Source organism: Pyrobaculum neutrophilum V24Sta (assembly GCF_000019805.1).
Taxonomy (GTDB): Archaea; Thermoproteota; Thermoprotei; order Thermoproteales; family Thermoproteaceae; genus Pyrobaculum; species Pyrobaculum neutrophilum.
Genome location: NC_010525.1, coordinates 351053 through 367151 on the forward strand (window position 1 = coordinate 351053; position 16099 = coordinate 367151).

Here is a 16099-nt window from a genome sequence, read left to right on the forward strand (position 1 = left end):
AGGTGGCCGTGTGGCTTAGGAGAGGTCTCTGGATCAGCACAATCGCCGCCGTCGTGATCCTAGCCCTGTTGCCCTCCGTATCGTATCTCGGCCTGCGCCACCCGGCGAACCTAGCCGGGATGTACCTACTCACGGCGCTGGCGGCCGGCGCGCTCTACAGCTTCTCCAAGGCGCTTGGGGAGCGCCTCTTCCTCCTCCTCGGCCTTCTGGTGGTCCCCACAGCGGCGGCCGGCGTGGCGCTTCTCTCCGCTGGGTGGGAGGCCGGCGGGTACCTAATCGCGGCGGCCTACTGGGGGGAGCCCGTCATGGGCTACTTCATATATCGGAGGCTGGCGGGGAGGTGGAGGGGGGTTTTCCTAGCCTCGGCGGCGGCCTACGCCTACAGCCTCCCCCTCACGCTGTTTGGCCTATGGCTTGTGCCGGCGGTGGCGGATGCCGTAAAGCTCGCCGCGCTGGTGAATCTGCTTAGGGAGCCGGTGAGGTTATAAAACCTGTCTTTTTGTATTACGTGCTTGTTAGGAGGGTGGCGGAGTACGTCTCGCAGATGGCGGAGGGCCTGAAGGTGCTGGACTACTGCGTATGTCTCTCGGGCGTCTACGTAGTGGTCGAGGGGCCGCGGGGGAGGGCGCTGGGCTTCGCCCACGTACCTAGGGAGGACCTCCACGAGCTAGGCGAGGTGAGGCCACCCGCGCTGGAGGAAATGGCCGAATTCGTCGTGGATCTACACCCCATAAACAGAGCGCTGGGCGTGGCGATGGTAAACGCCGTCTCTCAGTACCACCTCGGGCCTGTGGAGCCGGGCGACTTGATGAAGTACTACGCGGGGGACCCCGTGTGTCTAGTAGGCAACATGGGGCCGCTCGCCGAGTCCCTCAGGAGGAGGGGCCACCAGGTCTACGTATTCGAGAAGTCGCCCCACCTCAGATTCGGCGCGTACTCCGAGGTGGAGGAGAGGATCCTCCTCCCCCGCTGCAGGACGGTCATAATCACCGGCATGACCCTGCTGAACTTCACAATCGACGACGTGTTGGCCGCCTCCCGGGGGGTAAACATACTCACCGGCCCCACGGCAGGTGTGCACCCAGACGCGCTGAGGGGCACCGGGGTACATGTGGTGGCCTCCATGAAGTTCAACATTGAGCCGACGATACGCCACCTCAAGCTGGGCCGCTACATCTCCCTAGCGCTACACAGAGACCTAGGCACCCCCTACGCCCTATCCGTTAATACTTAAATACACATAACATACTACGGCCATGAGGAAAGCCATCTATCTGGGAATCGCCGCACTCATAATCCTAGCTCTTTTAGCCTACTATCTCTCCCAACAGCCGGGGGCGCCGACCGCCGCTCCCCCGGCTCAAACCACGGCCCCTCCACCCGCCGCGACTGGCGTTTCAACGGCTACGCCGCCTCCCACCGCCCGTGCTGTGGAGGTGGTGGATGTGTTGGGGCGGCGGGTGTCTGTGAAGGCGCCTGTGTCTAGAGTTGTGGCTTTGGGGCCGGGGGCGCTTAGGCTCGTGGTATATCTCAACGCCACAGACAAACTAGCCGGGATAGAAGAGATAGAGAAGAGGCCACCGCGGGGTAGAGACTACGGCTACATCCTCTGGGCAAAAAACCTCACCTCGCTCCCGGTGATCGGCCAGGGCGGCCCCGACAGCCCCGTCAACTTTGAGGCTGTTATGAAGGTGGGCCCCGACGTAATCGTTATGTCTCCGGTGCTGGCCAACTCCCCCGACCAAGTACAGGAGAAAACCGGCATACCCGTGGTGGTGGTCTCGTACAGCAACGCCGTGGGCGGGGTAAACTTCACCACTCTCTTCCAGTCGCTGAGGACGTTAGGCGTCGTGTTGGGTAGAGAGGAGAGGGCTGAGGAGCTGGTTAGATACATGGAGGATTTGATCAAGGATCTCAAGAGGCGCACCGCCAACATAACCCAAAGGCCGAAGGTGTACGTAGGCGCAATCTCCTACAAGGGCGGCCAGCCCTTCGAGAGCACCATGTCGAAGTTCCCGCCGCTGGTCTTGCTAAACACGCCGGGCGTCGCAGATAAATACGGCATACAGCCGGGGGCCAAGATCGACTGGGAGGCGCTCTTGAAGGAGCAGCCAGACGTGATCTTCATCGACTTGGGGAACTACGCCCTGGTGGCGCAGGACTTTAACAAGAGCCGGGATAGGTACTGCTCTCTTAAGGCCTTTAGAGAGGGGAGGGTATACGGGATACTGCCCTTTAACCACTACTGGAGCAACATCGCTACGCTCTTTGCTGATGCCTACTTTATGGGTAAGGTGCTTTATCCGGAGGCGTTTAGGGATGTGGATCCTGTGGCTAAGGCTGACGAGATCTATAGGGAGTTCCTCGGCGCGCCCCTCTACACGGCGGTAGCCAAGGATTTCAAAGGAGGATTTAGACAGCTGACGGAGTTCAAATGCGGGTCTTAGCGTCGTATCTCCTGTTGGTTGGGGTGTTGGCGGCGCTTTTCCTCTACTCGCTTTCTGTTGGAGCGTACAGCTACGGCCCTCTGGATGTGCTTAAGGCGGCGTTGTGGGGGTCTGGGCCTGAGGCGCTTGTGGCGAAGATGCGTCTGGCGAGGGCTGTGGCGTCTGTGGCGGTGGGGGCCGCCCTCGCTGTGGCGGGGGCCGCTCTACAGGCGGTTTTGAGGAACCCCCTCGCCTCGCCCTTCACCCTCGGGATCCCCCAGGCGGCGGCCTTGGGCGTGGCTGTGGCGGTGATGGTGGCGGGGGCGGGGACAGTGACGCGCGGTCTGCTGGACATATCCAACCCCTACCTCGTCGTGGGGTTGGCCTTCCTCTCGGCTCTCTTGAACGGCCTCCTCGTGCTCTTCCTCGCCTCGTTGACCGGCTTCAGCGTGGCCTCTGTGGTTCTGGCGATGGTGGTGGTCTCCTCTGTGTATCAGGCGGCGCTGGCCCTCCTCCAGTACCTCTACCTCAACGATATACAGACGGCGGCTGTGGTCTTCTGGACTTTTGGAGACGTGGGGAGGCCCGGCTACTGGGAGAGCTTTATGCTTCTCGCCGTGGCGGCCGCCTCAGCTCTCTACTTCCTCGCCAACTCGGCGGGGTACAACCTGGTGGCCGTGGGGGAGGAGGTGGCGAAGACCTCGGGGGTGGACCCCGCCAGGCTGAGGTTGACCACCCTCGTGGCCGTGACGCTGGTGGTGGCGGTGTTGGTGTCCTTCACGGGGGTCATCGGCTTCGTGGGCCTGGCGGCTCCGCACATAGCGAGGCTCTTAGTGGGGGGGAGCCACACGAGGCTTATCCCCGCCTCCGCGGCGGCCGGCGCCGCCCTTGTGCTGGGGGCAGACGTCGTGGGGAGGCTGGCGAAGCCTCCCGTGATAATTCCGGTGGGGATCACCTTGAGCTTCGTGGGGGCTGCCTTCATACTGGCTCTGCTCTTTAGGCTGAGGAGGTATGGTGAGTATTAGGATAGAGGGGGTTGAGTTCAGCTATCCCTCGCGGCAGGCGCTTAGGGGGGTCACCGTGGAAATCCCGCCGAGGTCTTTTACGGCGGTGCTTGGGCCAAACGGGGCTGGGAAAAGCACCCTCATGAAGATCATGGCGTCTGTCCTAAAGCCCAGGAGGGGGGCGGTGTACTTCGACGGGAGGATTCCGCGGAGGGAGGAGCTGTATAGGACGGTGGGCTACGTCCCGCAGAGGGCCGCCCCAGGAGGCCGGCTGAGGGTTATCGACCTGGTGGTGAGCTCTAGGAAGCCCTACTTCCGCTTCTTCCCCACCGCCGGGGACTACAGAGCCGCCGAGGAGGCCCTCAAGCGCGTTGGGGTTAGCCACCTAAGGGATAGGTTTCTGGAGGAGCTGAGCGGCGGCGAGTTCCAGCTGGTCCTCCTGGCTAGGGCACTCGCGGTGGAGCCGAGGGTCCTCCTGCTGGATGAGCCCTTCAACAACCTAGATCTGAGACATCAGCTGGAGGTGGCCTCGCTGTTGAGGAAGCTCTCCAGCGACGTCACCGTGGTGGCTGTTCTACACGATTTAAACATGGCACTGAGGTACGCCGACTACGCCATATTTATGTCCCGCGGGGAGGTATACGCCGCGGGGCCTACCAAAGCCGTCTTTAGAGAAGACGTCATATACGACGTCTACGGCGTCAAGACGAAAATACTTTGGGAAATCCCCGCCGTCATCCCCCAGCAACCGCCGGGATAACATATACCGTAATACATAATTAAGATGTATTTATTACAATGAAAGTATTTATAGGTGCGAAATCACCCTCTTATGCATATACCGGATGGGTATCTAGACCCCATCTCGGCCGGCGTGACCTGGGCGATAATGTTAATCTACGGCTTTTTTGCGTATAGGAAGGCGGCGCTTGGGAAAAACCTGGAGGTTGTGGTTGGGCTAGCCGCCGCGATTTTTATAGCGCAGATGTTTAACTGGCCTATCCCCGGCGGGACCTCTCTCCATCTCGTCGGCGGGGCGCTCGCCGCTATTATGTTGGGGCCCTTCGAGGCGTTTTTCGTGTTGCTCCTCGTCCTCCTCGCGCAGACGTTGGTTTTCCACGACGGGGGGATCACAACGCTTGGGGCCAACGTGATAAACATGGGCGTGGTCGCGCCGCTTGTGGGCTGGGCGGCGTGGAGGCTACTCTCCAGATACAACAAGCCGCTTGCGGCGGCTGTGGCTGGGTGGGCTAGCATCACCGTGGCGGGGATGGCGGCGGGGTTTGAGATCGGTGTGAGCCCCTACTTCCCCTACGCCTGGACAATCAGCGTGCCTGTGATGACCACGTGGCACGCGCTGTTGGGCATAGTAGAGGGGGTTATAACGGCGGCCGTGGTGGAGTACCTGCTCAGGAGGGCTCCCCAGTACGTGAGGGTATGAAGAAGCTGTACATATTCCTGGCGTTGATGGCGCTTGTGTCGCCGGTGTTCGGCGTGTGGCTAGCCAACTTGATTGGCTACCACGAGCCGCTTGACGTGGCCGCGGACATGATAAACGAAGTGGCTAACGAGACGTTGCACAAGGTAATACTGCAGGACGTCAGCGACCAGATGAACTGGACCCCACTGAAGGACTACACGGTGCCGGGGCTTCCCGACTGGCTTGGCTACATCATATCGGCGTATATAGGCCTCGCAATATTTATAGCCCTCTGGCTGGTAGCTAGACGTGTTAAGAAAACTCGTTGAAGATATTACTGAGGCCGTCGCGGCGTTTGAGAGGACGCCCAGGGTGGAAAACACCCCCTTTTCTATCCTCCTCCTCGTCTCCACCGCGGCGGCCTCCTTCTCCCCCTCGGTCCACACCGCCGCGGCGTTTTTCGCCCTGGGCCTTCTCTTCGCCGCCGCGGCTAGGGAGGTGAAGCCGTGGGCTCTAGCGGCTTTCTTCTCCCTCTTCTTCTCGGGGCTGGTCTCCCTACCGGCCGCCCTAGGCCTGCTCCCCAGCAGGACAGACCCGCTCCTCTTCGTGACGAGGACGGTCTCCGCGGCGTCGGCGGCCACGGGAGGCCTTCTCCTCACCGGCTGGTGGGGCTTCGTGAGGTCCCTCAGGCTGAGGGGGGACTTGAGGCGTATGTTCGAGCTTATGCCGCTGTCCGTCATAGCCATTGGCAGGGCGGCGGTGGTCATAGCGGCGGCTAAGGAGGCTAGGGGCGAGGACAAGAGGGCTGTGGCGGCGGCTGTAGGCGACGTTTTGCTATACGGCATACAGAGGGGGGTAAGCCTGAGGATGGCCTATGAGGCGCGAAGTGCTTAAGGCCGTCGACGTCTACTTCGGCTATTCGGAGGACGTGCTGACGGGGGTTAGCCTATCGGTTGGGGAGGGTCAGTTCGTGGCGGTGATGGGGCCCACCGGCTCGGGCAAGACAACCCTCCTCCTGGTGCTGGCCGGCCTCCTCAAGCCGCGGAGGGGGGAGGTGTACTTCATGGGGGAGCCCCTGGAGGGGCAGCTCCAGGCGGCTAGGAGGCAGATGGGGGTGGTGTTCCAGAACCCAGACGACATGTTCTTCAACCACACTGTGAGGGACGAGATCGCCTACACGGCCGTGAGGATCTACGGCAGAGAGGAGGGGCTTAAGCTCGCCGAGGAGGCGGCAAAGGCCCTCGGCATAGAGGGCCTCCTAGATAGGCCTCCCTACAAGCTCAGCGGGGGGCAGAAGAGGCTTGTCTCCCTGGCCGCCGCCACCGCCCACAGGCCTAGGCTACTCCTGTTGGACGAGCCGACGACTTACCTAGACGAAGACGCGTACGAAGTTGTAGTTAACTATCTCGCGAAACTTAAAGCCGGCGGCGTCTCTGCGGTAATTGCCACACACGACGAAGAACTTGCCGTCAGACTTGCAGACTCTGTTTATAAACTACGCGAGGGGAAGCTCACTCCATATACGCCGCGTAGAAAGCTATGTTAAGACATAGAGAGTTTTCTCCTTAATACTCCTCATAAGCGCCTCTTTCGCAGTGCCTTTCATAGTTTTCGCCTCTGTATATCTTTCAAGAAGTTGTGCAAATTCTGTTGCTATGGCCTTTGCCTCTTCTCCCTCTGCAATAAGCTCTGCCCTAGGCGGCGGCCTCTCGCCAACTCTCCATATAAGCAGTCGTAAATTTAAAGAGAGCCAAGTCTCTTCTACGTATATATATATCTTCTCGCCGTATGTATATATTTTGCCCCCCTTCTGGGCTAAAAGGCGGAGCGCCATGTTTTTACATCGGAATTTTAAATATATAACCCACTACTTTTTTCTCCGGCGGCTCTCTAGGCAAGCCAAAAGAGACGTTGAATCTATCTATTGGCTTGCCGCCGGGGGCTGGGAATAGGAAGTGGTTCTTGGGGTTGAAGGGATCTCTTAAAGCAACTACGGCAGGGGGAATTCTTGCAGGTATGTAGTGGAGCCTGATATATACCTCTTTCACCTCGCCGTCTCTATATCTAAAATACAGGGGCTCGTATTCATAAATGCCGCCGTCTCCCCTCCATCCGAAGAAGAGAATCCCCTCTAACGCCCCGGCTATCCACTTCGCTGAATAGTACGCGACATGGGGCTCGTCGCCGCCCAGCCTAATTTTTGAAAGCGGCTCTTGGTTCAACGCGGCTGTGGCCGCTAGCTTTCTATCTATTCTATCTATGGCTCTGTCCGGCGGAACGCCCCGCCTCAAGAGCCTGCCTAACAACTTGGGGAGCCCCCATCTACGCGCCACGTCGATTAGGTAGATGCCGGGTCTCACGCGGCTGTCCCCCACGCCGCATATCACCACCGCCTCTTTCAAGCTGACCACTGCCCCGTCTATTTCAACTTCTACCGTCCCCCCGCTCTCAGCTAATCTATACGCGCTGTTTTTAACCTCGCCGTCTCCGCCCTCGTAGCGGAGGGGGATGCCGCCGCAGAGCAACCTATATTCCAAGGTGGGCAAGGTAGTACAGCTGGCCGAGGGCTATGCCTCCGTCGCCAGGCGGCGTCTTCGACGGGAGAGCCGCTCTTCCACATACCGACTCCAGCCCGGCGATTATGTAATCATTTACGGCAACTCCGCCTCCGACCACTATATGTCTTACGCCCTTCCTCTCCGCCGTCTCGCAAGCCCACTTGCCGAGGATCTGCCCCAGCTTATACTGGGCTGTATATGCAAGGTCTTTTACATCGGCGCCTCTTAGGTAAAGCTCCACAAGGCGGCCGAACAGCTCCACCTGGTCCTCCGCGTCGAGCTGGAGAAGCCTCCCGCCGGACGCAGCCGCCTCAAGCCTAATCGCCGGCTCGCCTTCGTATGTCCTCTCCCACGCCACGCCGAGGGCCGCCGCCACCGCGTCTAGGAACCTCCCCACGCTGGAGGTGTATATCCGGGGGCTCTTGATCTCCCTCGCCGCGATCTGGGCCTCGGCTAAGCCGCCGGGGAGCCTCCCGGCCAGCTTCAGCCTCTCCACGAGGCCCCAGTCCTCGCCGAAGTGTTTAAACAGGTAGGCCAGCGCCATCCGGGCCGGCCTCACGGCGGCGAGGTCGCCCCCCGGCATGGGGACGTAGGTCAGGTGGCGGACCCGCTCGTACCTCGGCCCCTCTACGTAGAGCACCTCGCCCCCCCACGCCGCGCCGTCTTCTCCAAGCCCCACGCCGTCTATGGCCACGGCCAGGAAGGGCTCGGCCACGCCTACGTCGGCCGCGGCGGCTAGCGCGTGGGCGTGGTGGTGCTGGACTGTGTACACCTCGGCGTTTAGCTCCCCAGCCCACTCCCTACACAGCCTGTGGGAGCTGTAGGCCGGGTTTAGGTCGCAGACGAGGGCCGGGGCCTCGGCCCTATAAGCCTGGGCCAACCAACGGAGCTCCCGGTCGAGGTCCTCAAGCGCTCTGAAGCTGTCTAGATCGCCGATGTACTGGGTCAAGACGGCCTTGTCCCCAACCCCCACGGCGCCCGCCGTCTGCAGATCGGCGCCGAAGGCCACGGCCGCTCTGCCGAGGCGGAGGGGCATCTTCACCCAGACGGGCGCGTAGCCCCTCCCCCTCCTCAGCAACACGGGCCTACCCGCCGTGAACCTCACCACGCTGTCGTCCACCCTGTGGACGATCTCGAGGTCGTGGTCCAGCACGTAGTCGGCCACGCCCAGCCTCAAGACGCACCTCCGGTCTGTACACATGGGCTCGCCGTGTATGTTCCCGCTGGTGGCTATGGCGAACCTATCCCTAATCTCCGACAGGAGGAGGTAGTGGAGCGCCGTGTAGGGGAGGAAAACCCCCTCCCTGTCTAGGCCGGGCGAGACCAGGGGAGAGGCGGGGCTGCCGTCTCTCTTGGGCAACAGGACCACCGGCCTCCTAGGCGACGTGAGTAGCTCCGCGGCCGCCCCGTCGACCACGACGAGCCGCCCCGCGGTCTCTAGGTCGAGCGCCATGACTGCGAAGGGCTGGCTGGGCCTCCTCTTCCTCCTCCTAAGCTCCGCCACGACCCCGTCGTCGCTGGCGAGGGCGAAGATGTGGAACCCCCCGACCCCCTTCACAGCCACGATGCGGCCCTCCTCCACCAGGCGGGCCGCCTCAGATATCGGGTCCTCCGCCTCCACCGGCCTCCCAGCTGAGTCGAGCAACGTGAGCCGAGGCCCGTCGTTTCTACAGGAGATGCCTTGGTAGAAGAAGCGCCTCACGCCGCCCACCTCAGCGCTACTGTACTCCCTGGCGCACTCCTCACACATCGGAAAAGCCGACCAGCTGGTGTTCTCCCTGTCGTAGGGCAACCTCCTGATGACGGAGAACCTCGGCCCGCAGAAGCTACAGGAGTTGAAGGGGTACCGCCCCCGCCTCCCGCCTCCCCCCAACACCTCCCTGAGGCAGTCCTCACATATGGCCAAGTCGGGGGGGATCATGGAGGGCGTCTGCACCTCCTCCGAGCTCTTCTCGATGACAAACGCCCTAGCCCCCCTGGGCTCCACCTCCACGGCCTTCACCTCCTCGATGTAGATGGCCTTAGGCCGCCCGTTTAGAAGCGCGTCCAAGAACTCCCCGCTCCTCTCCCCCTCGACGTATATCTCCACCTCCCCCCCGCCGAGGTTCTTCACATAGCCGCCGAGGCCCAGCCGGTCAGCTAGGATTTTGACGTACGGCCTAAAGCCGACCCCCTGGACTATGCCAGATATGTGTATGAGGTACGCCTTAGGCAAGCTCCTTCAAGCCCCGGCTCACCCCCTGCCTAACCTCCTCGGCGATCTTCAACACCCTCCACATCTCCTCCTCGATCACCTTAGCCGCCGCGTCTGGGTCCTCGCCCGTGGAGGCGGCCAGCTCCCTCGCCATCTGCTTCCACATCTCCATGCTCTCCTTCAGCGACTCCATGTCCACCTTCGCAATTATCACCCCCGCGTGGACCATCACCAGGTCGCCCACCTGGAGTTGCCCCTCCTCTATTCCCACCACCGCCGGCCTCTCAACGCCGTCTCCCGGGTCCACGAAGGCGATGCCGCCCTCGATCCTCTTAACGACGGAGGGTACCGCCCAACACATACTAAGCCAGCCCAACCTCCTTCGCCACCTCCAGCGCAAGCCCCCCGCCGCCGAACCTCGCCCAGATGGCGCACGTCCCCTCCACAGACACCATACAGGGGCCGACGGGGTGGTCGGGCGTACACGCCTTCATGAAGAGGGGGCAGTCGGTGGGCTTGGCCTTGCCTAGGTTGACCTCGGCGCATTTACAGCCGGGCGGCAGATCGTACCGCCACCTCTCCGGCGTTAGATCCGGAATTCCGAAGTGTGCGAAGGCGTCGTACTGCTTAAACTGCTCCCTCAGCGCGAGGCCGCTCTTGGGGATGTAGCCGATGCCGCGCCACGCCGTATCCACGGTCTCAAACACGGTGTTGATGGAGGACTGGGCCTTGAGGTCGCCCTCCCACTTGACAGCCCTCGTGTATTCGATCACCACCTTGTGCTCCCCGTTTTTTATCTGCTTCAGTATCTCCGCAACCGCCGTCAAGACGTCGTTTGGCTCAAAGCCCGAGACGACAACCGGGATGCGGTACTGCTCAGCCACCGGGGCCCACGCCTTCCCCCCGACGATCGTAGACACGTGGCCCGGCGCTATGACGCCGGAGATGGGGTAGTCGGTGGGCTTCTCCTTTACCATATCCAGCGCGTAGAACATGGCGGGAGGCGTCAGCTTGACCAGAGACATCAGCTTGAGGTTGGGAGGCACGAGCCCCCTCAGGATGGCCTCGGAGTAGCCAGGCGCCACCGTCTCAAAGCCTATGCCCAGGAAGAGGGAGGGCTTGTTGTGCTTCTTGGCGTCTATAGCCGCGTGGAGGAAGGTGTGTATAAGCCTCACGTCGGCCCCCATCGCCTTAGCCTCAGCCAGCGACCTGGCCCCCCTCACCCTCTGGAGGGCCGGGAGCCTGAAGACGTCTCCGTATGTATACACGACCACCCCCTCAAAGGCCAGCTTGATGGCCTCCTCTAGGTAGTAGGAGGGGGTGACGCAGACGGGGCAGCCGGGCCCCGCCACAAGCTCCACGTTGTCCACACCAGCCATCTCCAGGACGCTCCTGAGGCCGAAGTGGACGATGGTCCACTCGTGGGTGCCGCAGAAGTCCATGATCTTGTATACGTAGTCCCCATCCCTCCTCTTGAGCTCCTCGGCGTATTTCCTGATGTACTGAACCAGCATGCCCGTGATCTTGCTCTTCCGCCTAAAGGCCAGCTCAAGGGCGGCCATCTCCTTACGCATCATAGAACAGTTGAAACAGTCGATGGAGGGCGCTGGGCCAGGAAACTCGTTCAGAGATAGGCAGGACATGACCTAGAGATCGATTCTATTTAAAAGCTTGAGGGGGAGGTCTCCAGATGCACCACCTGCGTGTAGGGCTGGGAGATGTCTCTAAACTTGATGTAGGGCCGCGCCCCCTCGAAGTGGATAGGCACCGCGATCTTTGGACGAATGAGTTTGACAGCCTCGGCGGCCTCCTCCGCCGTCATGGTGCCGTCTCCGCCGATGGGCGCCAGGAAGACGTCTGCCCTAATCTTCGCCATCTCCCCGATGAGGTCGGTGTCCCCCGGGTGGTACAGCGATACGCCGTCCGCCTCCACTAGGTACCCCACGCCCGTCCCCTTGGGATGCGCCGGGGCGCCGCCCACCAGCTTCGTGACGTTGTACGCCTCCACTACGGACACGGCGAAGGGCCCCAGCTCAAGCCTATCCCCCGGCTTTACCGCGGGGGGCGCCAGGCCGCCGGCGCCGCCGTAGTGCCTCGGGTGGAGGTGGGTGTAGAGGACGTGTCTGCAGGCGGGCTTCAACACGTCTATACAGAGCGAGTCGCCGCCCGCCGATATCTCAACCCCGGCGTAGTCCCGCCGCACCACCGCCACCCCCCTAAACAGCAGCCTCAGCATATCCTCGGCACGATGTCGCCCCTGGGAGGCTCCAGAATCCTAAGCCCGCCCGCCACCGTCTTCAGCAGGACGTATCCCCTGTGTTGCCTCGCCTCTCTAAACTCGCCCACCACCCGCGCGTTTTGGAACCCCAGCCCCCTCATGAACTTCACCACCTCCTCGGCGACGGCGGGGTCCACCGCCAGGACGGCCGCCCCCTCGCTCGCCAGGTAGAGCGGGTCTATGCCGAGCATCCCGGCGTACGACGCCACCTCCGGCCTCACCGGGAGGCTCTCCTCCTCCACCACAATCACGCCGCCGCCGGCCTTAGCCCAGTCGTTCAACACCATCGCGAGGCCGCCCCTAGTGGGGTCCCTAGCCGCGTGGATGTACTCGCCGTATTTCTCCACCAGCGGCACCATGAGCTTAGTAAGCGGCTTCACGTCGCTCTTAAGCTGTAGCTGCTCCGGCTTGTCCACGTCCCCCATCTGAAGCATGAGGATGACGGCGCCGTGGTCCCCCACGAAGTCGCTCACCACGATCTTGTCGCCGTGCCTCGGCTTATCCACGATGATCCTATCCGCCACCCCTATCCCCACCGTCGTAATGACGATCTTGTCAAGCTGGCCCTTGGGCATGACCTTGAAGTCCCCGCCTATGAGGGCCACGCCCTCCGCCTCGAGTACGGATAGGAAGGACTTGACCACTCTGTCAAGCGTCTCGTAGGGGAGCCCCTCCTCGGCGATTATGGAGTCCAGCATCGCCAGGGGCCTACCCCCCAGCATCAACACGTCGTTTATAGAGCCTGAGGCCGCCAACATCCCGATGTCCCCCCCGGGGAAAAACGGCGGGTTGACAGTATATGCGTCCACAGTCACCACGAGGTACCGCCCGTCGGCCATCGGTATGGCGGCGGCGTCGTCGGGGAAGTCGAGCCCAAGCCCCCCCGCCACCTTCTTAAGCCCCTCGGGCAGACGTCTGAGGAACAGCTTTTCGACGATCTCCGACGTCTCCACCCCGCCGGAGCCGTGAGACAGCTTAATCACAAGGGGCCACAACCCCCTATTTAAAAACGTAGAAGGATAAAGGATATATGCCCGTTCGAAGTGATACATATGCGCGTCTTAGTCGGCTACATTGGCTATCTTTTTAAGGGCGACTGCGCCGTTGGGCTCAGGGCTGGGGAGCTGCTCCGCGGCCGGGGGGTAGAGGCGGTGGAGTTGTCGGGAGACGTCTTCACGATGGTGGACGAGCTCATGAAGCTGAAGCCGGAGAAGCTGATCTTGGTGGGCGCCGCCCAGAGAGGCCGCAGACCCGGCGCCGTGGAGGTGTACAAGTTCACGCCGAGGAGCTTCGGCAGCCCCCTGGAGATAAACGACGCCCTGAGGCCCTCGCTGGAGGGGAGGATCTCGCTGGAAGACCTCCTCATCGGCCTCAGCGTCTTGGGGAGGCCCACCGACGAGATATACGTCGTGGAGTGCGAACCGCCGAGGCCCGACCCCGTCGTCGGTCTCTCGCCCGAGGGGGAGAAATGCGCGGAGGAGCTGGCGAAGAGGGCGGAGGAGCTCTATGTGCAGGCTTGAGGAGAAGGACCTGGACATTCTGAGAGTCGCCTTCTACAAGAGGGGGGCAAAGTTCTACGGCATATATAAGGAGGTCAAGCTCCCCCTGGCCACCGCCTGGAGGAGGACAAACAAGCTGTTGTCCCTCGGCTTCCTCGCGGAGAGAGACGAAAAGCTCTACGTAACCGACAAGGGGCTGATCGCCCTGGCCTACGCCGGAGACACCGCGGCGTTGGGCGAGCTGGCGAGGCACTACGGCGAGCCCCCCGAGGCCGTTAAGTACCTCATAGACGAGGTCTGCGGCTCGGTCGCCCTGGAATACATCCCGCTGGAGAAGTTCTCCGAGGTGGCCAAGCTTTTAGACATCGGCAACCTCTACCGCTACAAGGGGACCGTTGCCGAGAGACTCGTGGCGAAGATAATGCTGGAGTTCTGCAGGCCCTGCCGCGTCGACACCGAGGAGGGGTCCTACGTCCTCGGCAACGGGTTCATAGTAGCGGCCCACTGTAGGCTCTGCAACGGCGGGAGCTACGAGCTGCTGCCCGACTGCACACGCATGGCGGAAATTTTCTCCAACGTGAAAAAGGTGTTTATTAAGAGTGGGGGGGAGGGGAGACATGAAGATAACAAGACGCGATGTACTTAGGGCGGGTTCCCTAGCGGCGGCCCTCTCCGCTTTAAACTGGCCAGCGCTTGTAAAAGCGGCGGGGGAGGCTGTGAAGGACGGCCTTGTAAACATCGTTTGGTTCGAGGCGCAGGACTGCGCCGGCAACACAACCGCGGTTATCCAGGCCACAGACCCGTCCCTCCTAGACGTCTTGCTCGGCACGACGCCTCTCGTGGGCCCCGGCACAGTGCGGCTGATATTCCACGAGACCGTGATGCCCCAGTGGGGCACCTACCACGTGAAGGAGGCCACAGACGTGGCCGACCACAAGATCCTAGAGAACTACCTCCAGACCCAGCCGCCGCCCGGCGATGCGATGAAAATACTTGAGGAGATAGCGGAGGGCAAATACGGGCCGTACGTGTTGGTTCTGGAGGGGAGCTTCCCGCAGGAGTACGGAATATCCGGCACAAACATCGAGCAGAAGGGCGGCTACTACTGCCTAGTGGGCCACAGGACGTGTACAGATTGGGCGAAGCTCCTCTTCAAGAACGCACTCGCCGTAGTGGCAGTAGGCAACTGCGCCGCCTACGGCGGCCTCGTGGCGAACAAGGTGCTGGAGCCCCCGCCCGGCTTCAAGTTCCCCACGTGGTCCCCATCGCCGACCGGCGCCGTCGGCATGTTCGACGACCCGGTGAGGGGTATAAAGGGCATGATACACATCGACTACTTCCAGCCTGAGGTGGAGCCGTTTAGGAAGTACATAGACGAAGGCGGCGTGCCCGACTTCAAGACTATGAAGCCCGCCGTGGCGGTGCCCGGCTGCCCCGCAAACGGCAACGGCATACTGAGGACCCTCGCGCTTCTGACGCTTGTCGCCGCCGGGTTGCTTAAGCCGGACGTCCTGGAGAGAAAGGCCTTCCTAGACCAGTACGCCAGGCCGCGCTTCATATTTGAAAACACAGTTCATGAGCAGTGTCCACGCGCCGCATCCTACGCAGCTGGCGACCTAAGGCCCTACCCGGGCGCCGGCGACTACAAGTGCCTATTCGGCGTCGGATGCAAGGGGCCGATATCCAACTGCCCGTGGAACAAGGTGGGTTGGGTCAGCGGCATAGGCGGACCTACGAGGACGGGAGGCGTCTGCATTGGCTGCACCATGCCGGGCTTCACCGACGCCTTCGAGCCCTTCTACGCGCCGCTCAACGCGCCTAGGTTGCCGACGACGGAGACGCTGGGGGTTGCGCTGGGCGGCGCCGCTCTACTTGGCGTCGCCGGAGCATACCTAGCCTCAAAGGCGGCTAAGCCCAAGGAGGAGAAGAAATGAAGGAGCTACTTGAGCTAGCTCTCTGGGTCTTCTTCCCTGTTGCGTTGGTGATTTTCGCCTTCGGAGCCGCATACAGAATACTGCGCTACGTCTTCCTCTACCAGAAGGGCGTCTATGTACACAGAAGCACCGGGGCTGGGGCGAAGATTAAGGGGCTAGTCATGACCTTCCTCAACCCCATAATATTCAATATTAGGACAAAGCCAATCGACTTCTTTGCTGGGCTGTTGGCGCTTCACTTCGTAGGCCTTATCCTCCTGATATTCCTACTGGCGCAACACGTGGCATATCTATCGGCATTTATACCGTTCTACTCCCTGCTCTGGCCTTTTGCGCTTCCAATAAGCTCAATAACTGGAGCTCTAACTGTGACATCTCCCATAGGGGGAGAGATCAGAGTTAGCCCCATATGGGGTCCGCTGACTGTGGTACTAAACGGCGACGTCCTCACCATCTTCTCGCTGATTGGCATTGGCTACAAGATCGTTGAGAAGCTCTGGGAGAAGGCCCACGGCGCTAAGAACGTCCGCGTGGGCGATCTCCTCATATGGCCTCTACTCTTCGTCATCGTGGTGACTGGGTGGCTTGCGGCCCACCACTACCCGCCGGGCATCGAGAACTACAGGTTGGTGCTTGGTCTCCACATAGCCGCCTCTGCCTTGTTCGTGGCCGTGTGGCCGTTTACCAAGTTCTTCCACTTCGTGTGGGGGTACTGGTACGGGAAGCTCCACGAGTGGTACGACGTTGTTATAAAGCGGGGGGCCCACTAATTTCGCTTTTATGAAA

At 61.4% G+C, this 16099-nt stretch carries 20 protein-coding genes; 13 read left to right on the forward strand and 7 right to left on the reverse strand.

Annotated features, from left to right (window positions below):
- Positions 1 to 8: 8 nt before the first annotated feature.
- The 9 genes from TNEU_RS01925 to TNEU_RS01965 all read left to right on the forward strand — a co-directional run bounded on the left by TNEU_RS01925 (position 9) and on the right by TNEU_RS01965 (position 6396).
- Positions 9 to 488 (forward strand): hypothetical protein, encoded by a 480-nt coding sequence (locus TNEU_RS01925; protein WP_012349754.1) that lies wholly within the window; start codon positions 9 to 11, stop codon positions 486 to 488.
- 20 nt (positions 489 to 508) lie between these two features.
- The gene (locus TNEU_RS01930) at positions 509 to 1234 is read left to right on the forward strand and encodes a Rossmann-like domain-containing protein (RefSeq protein WP_012349755.1); all 726 of its coding nucleotides are present in this window, start codon (positions 509 to 511) and stop codon (positions 1232 to 1234) included.
- A gap of 22 nt (positions 1235 to 1256) precedes the next feature.
- A complete protein-coding gene (locus tag TNEU_RS01935; protein ID WP_012349756.1) occupies positions 1257 to 2447 on the forward strand; it encodes an iron ABC transporter substrate-binding protein in 1191 nt (396 codons plus the stop codon).
- On the forward strand, positions 2435 to 3451 hold the full coding sequence (locus tag TNEU_RS01940; protein ID WP_012349757.1) for a FecCD family ABC transporter permease: 1017 nt from the start codon (positions 2435 to 2437) through the stop codon (positions 3449 to 3451). The genes TNEU_RS01935 and TNEU_RS01940 overlap by 13 nt, the downstream gene beginning before the upstream one ends.
- Complete coding sequence (locus TNEU_RS01945) at positions 3438 to 4190, forward strand: ABC transporter ATP-binding protein (RefSeq protein WP_012349758.1); 753 nt, start codon at positions 3438 to 3440, stop codon at positions 4188 to 4190. Before TNEU_RS01940 ends, TNEU_RS01945 begins: the two co-directional genes overlap by 14 nt.
- Before the next feature lie 72 nt (positions 4191 to 4262).
- Entirely contained in the window at positions 4263 to 4871 is a 609-nt protein-coding gene (locus TNEU_RS01950; RefSeq protein ID WP_012349759.1) for an energy-coupling factor ABC transporter permease, read from the forward strand.
- Complete coding sequence (locus TNEU_RS01955; protein ID WP_012349760.1) at positions 4868 to 5179, forward strand: PDGLE domain-containing protein; 312 nt, start codon at positions 4868 to 4870, stop codon at positions 5177 to 5179. Before TNEU_RS01950 ends, TNEU_RS01955 begins: the two co-directional genes overlap by 4 nt.
- Positions 5160 to 5744 (forward strand): hypothetical protein, encoded by a 585-nt coding sequence (locus TNEU_RS01960; RefSeq protein ID WP_012349761.1) that lies wholly within the window; start codon positions 5160 to 5162, stop codon positions 5742 to 5744. The genes TNEU_RS01955 and TNEU_RS01960 overlap by 20 nt, the downstream gene beginning before the upstream one ends.
- Positions 5725 to 6396 carry an ABC transporter ATP-binding protein gene (locus TNEU_RS01965; protein ID WP_012349762.1) on the forward strand — a complete coding sequence of 224 codons (672 nt, stop codon included), beginning with the start codon at positions 5725 to 5727 and terminating at the stop codon, positions 6394 to 6396. Before TNEU_RS01960 ends, TNEU_RS01965 begins: the two co-directional genes overlap by 20 nt.
- On the opposite strand, the gene TNEU_RS01970 is transcribed toward TNEU_RS01965, so the two are convergent.
- From TNEU_RS01970 to hypE, 7 genes are read right to left on the reverse strand one after another with little or no spacing between them, the layout of a single operon-like run.
- A complete protein-coding gene (locus TNEU_RS01970; protein ID WP_012349763.1) occupies positions 6388 to 6684 on the reverse strand; it encodes a hypothetical protein in 297 nt (98 codons plus the stop codon). The genes TNEU_RS01965 and TNEU_RS01970 overlap by 9 nt on opposite strands.
- A 4-nt stretch (positions 6685 to 6688) precedes the next feature.
- Positions 6689 to 7387 (reverse strand): hypothetical protein, encoded by a 699-nt coding sequence (locus tag TNEU_RS01975; RefSeq protein WP_245521971.1) that lies wholly within the window; start codon positions 7385 to 7387, stop codon positions 6689 to 6691.
- Positions 7377 to 9623, reverse strand: a complete 2247-nt coding sequence (hypF, locus tag TNEU_RS01980; protein WP_012349765.1) for a carbamoyltransferase HypF — start codon at positions 9621 to 9623, stop codon at positions 7377 to 7379. Before hypF ends, TNEU_RS01975 begins: the two co-directional genes overlap by 11 nt.
- Positions 9616 to 9963 carry a HypC/HybG/HupF family hydrogenase formation chaperone gene (locus tag TNEU_RS01985; RefSeq protein ID WP_012349766.1) on the reverse strand — a complete coding sequence of 116 codons (348 nt, stop codon included), beginning with the start codon at positions 9961 to 9963 and terminating at the stop codon, positions 9616 to 9618. The genes hypF and TNEU_RS01985 overlap by 8 nt, the downstream gene beginning before the upstream one ends.
- 1 nt (position 9964) lies before the next feature.
- The gene (hypD, locus tag TNEU_RS01990; RefSeq protein ID WP_148682276.1) at positions 9965 to 11245 is read right to left on the reverse strand and encodes a hydrogenase formation protein HypD; all 1281 of its coding nucleotides are present in this window, start codon (positions 11243 to 11245) and stop codon (positions 9965 to 9967) included.
- A 20-nt stretch (positions 11246 to 11265) separates the two neighbouring features.
- Positions 11266 to 11838 carry an MBL fold metallo-hydrolase gene (locus TNEU_RS01995; RefSeq protein ID WP_012349768.1) on the reverse strand — a complete coding sequence of 191 codons (573 nt, stop codon included), beginning with the start codon at positions 11836 to 11838 and terminating at the stop codon, positions 11266 to 11268.
- On the reverse strand, positions 11832 to 12863 hold the full coding sequence (hypE, locus tag TNEU_RS02000) for a hydrogenase expression/formation protein HypE (RefSeq protein WP_148682277.1): 1032 nt from the start codon (positions 12861 to 12863) through the stop codon (positions 11832 to 11834). The genes TNEU_RS01995 and hypE overlap by 7 nt, the downstream gene beginning before the upstream one ends.
- Positions 12864 to 12932: 69 nt before the next feature.
- On the opposite strand from hypE, the gene TNEU_RS02005 reads away from it, so the two are divergent.
- The 4 genes from TNEU_RS02005 to TNEU_RS02020 are packed head-to-tail and all read left to right on the forward strand — an operon-like array spanning position 12933 to position 16083.
- Positions 12933 to 13400, forward strand: coding sequence for a hypothetical protein (locus TNEU_RS02005; protein WP_012349770.1), 468 nt, complete (start codon positions 12933 to 12935; stop codon positions 13398 to 13400).
- Positions 13387 to 14025 carry a hypothetical protein gene (locus TNEU_RS02010; protein ID WP_012349771.1) on the forward strand — a complete coding sequence of 213 codons (639 nt, stop codon included), beginning with the start codon at positions 13387 to 13389 and terminating at the stop codon, positions 14023 to 14025. Before TNEU_RS02005 ends, TNEU_RS02010 begins: the two co-directional genes overlap by 14 nt.
- Positions 13997 to 15313, forward strand: coding sequence for an NADH-quinone oxidoreductase subunit B family protein (locus TNEU_RS02015; protein WP_012349772.1), 1317 nt, complete (start codon positions 13997 to 13999; stop codon positions 15311 to 15313). Before TNEU_RS02010 ends, TNEU_RS02015 begins: the two co-directional genes overlap by 29 nt.
- Positions 15310 to 16083 carry a hypothetical protein gene (locus TNEU_RS02020; protein ID WP_012349773.1) on the forward strand — a complete coding sequence of 258 codons (774 nt, stop codon included), beginning with the start codon at positions 15310 to 15312 and terminating at the stop codon, positions 16081 to 16083. The genes TNEU_RS02015 and TNEU_RS02020 overlap by 4 nt, the downstream gene beginning before the upstream one ends.
- The last annotated feature ends 16 nt before the right edge of the window (positions 16084 to 16099 follow it).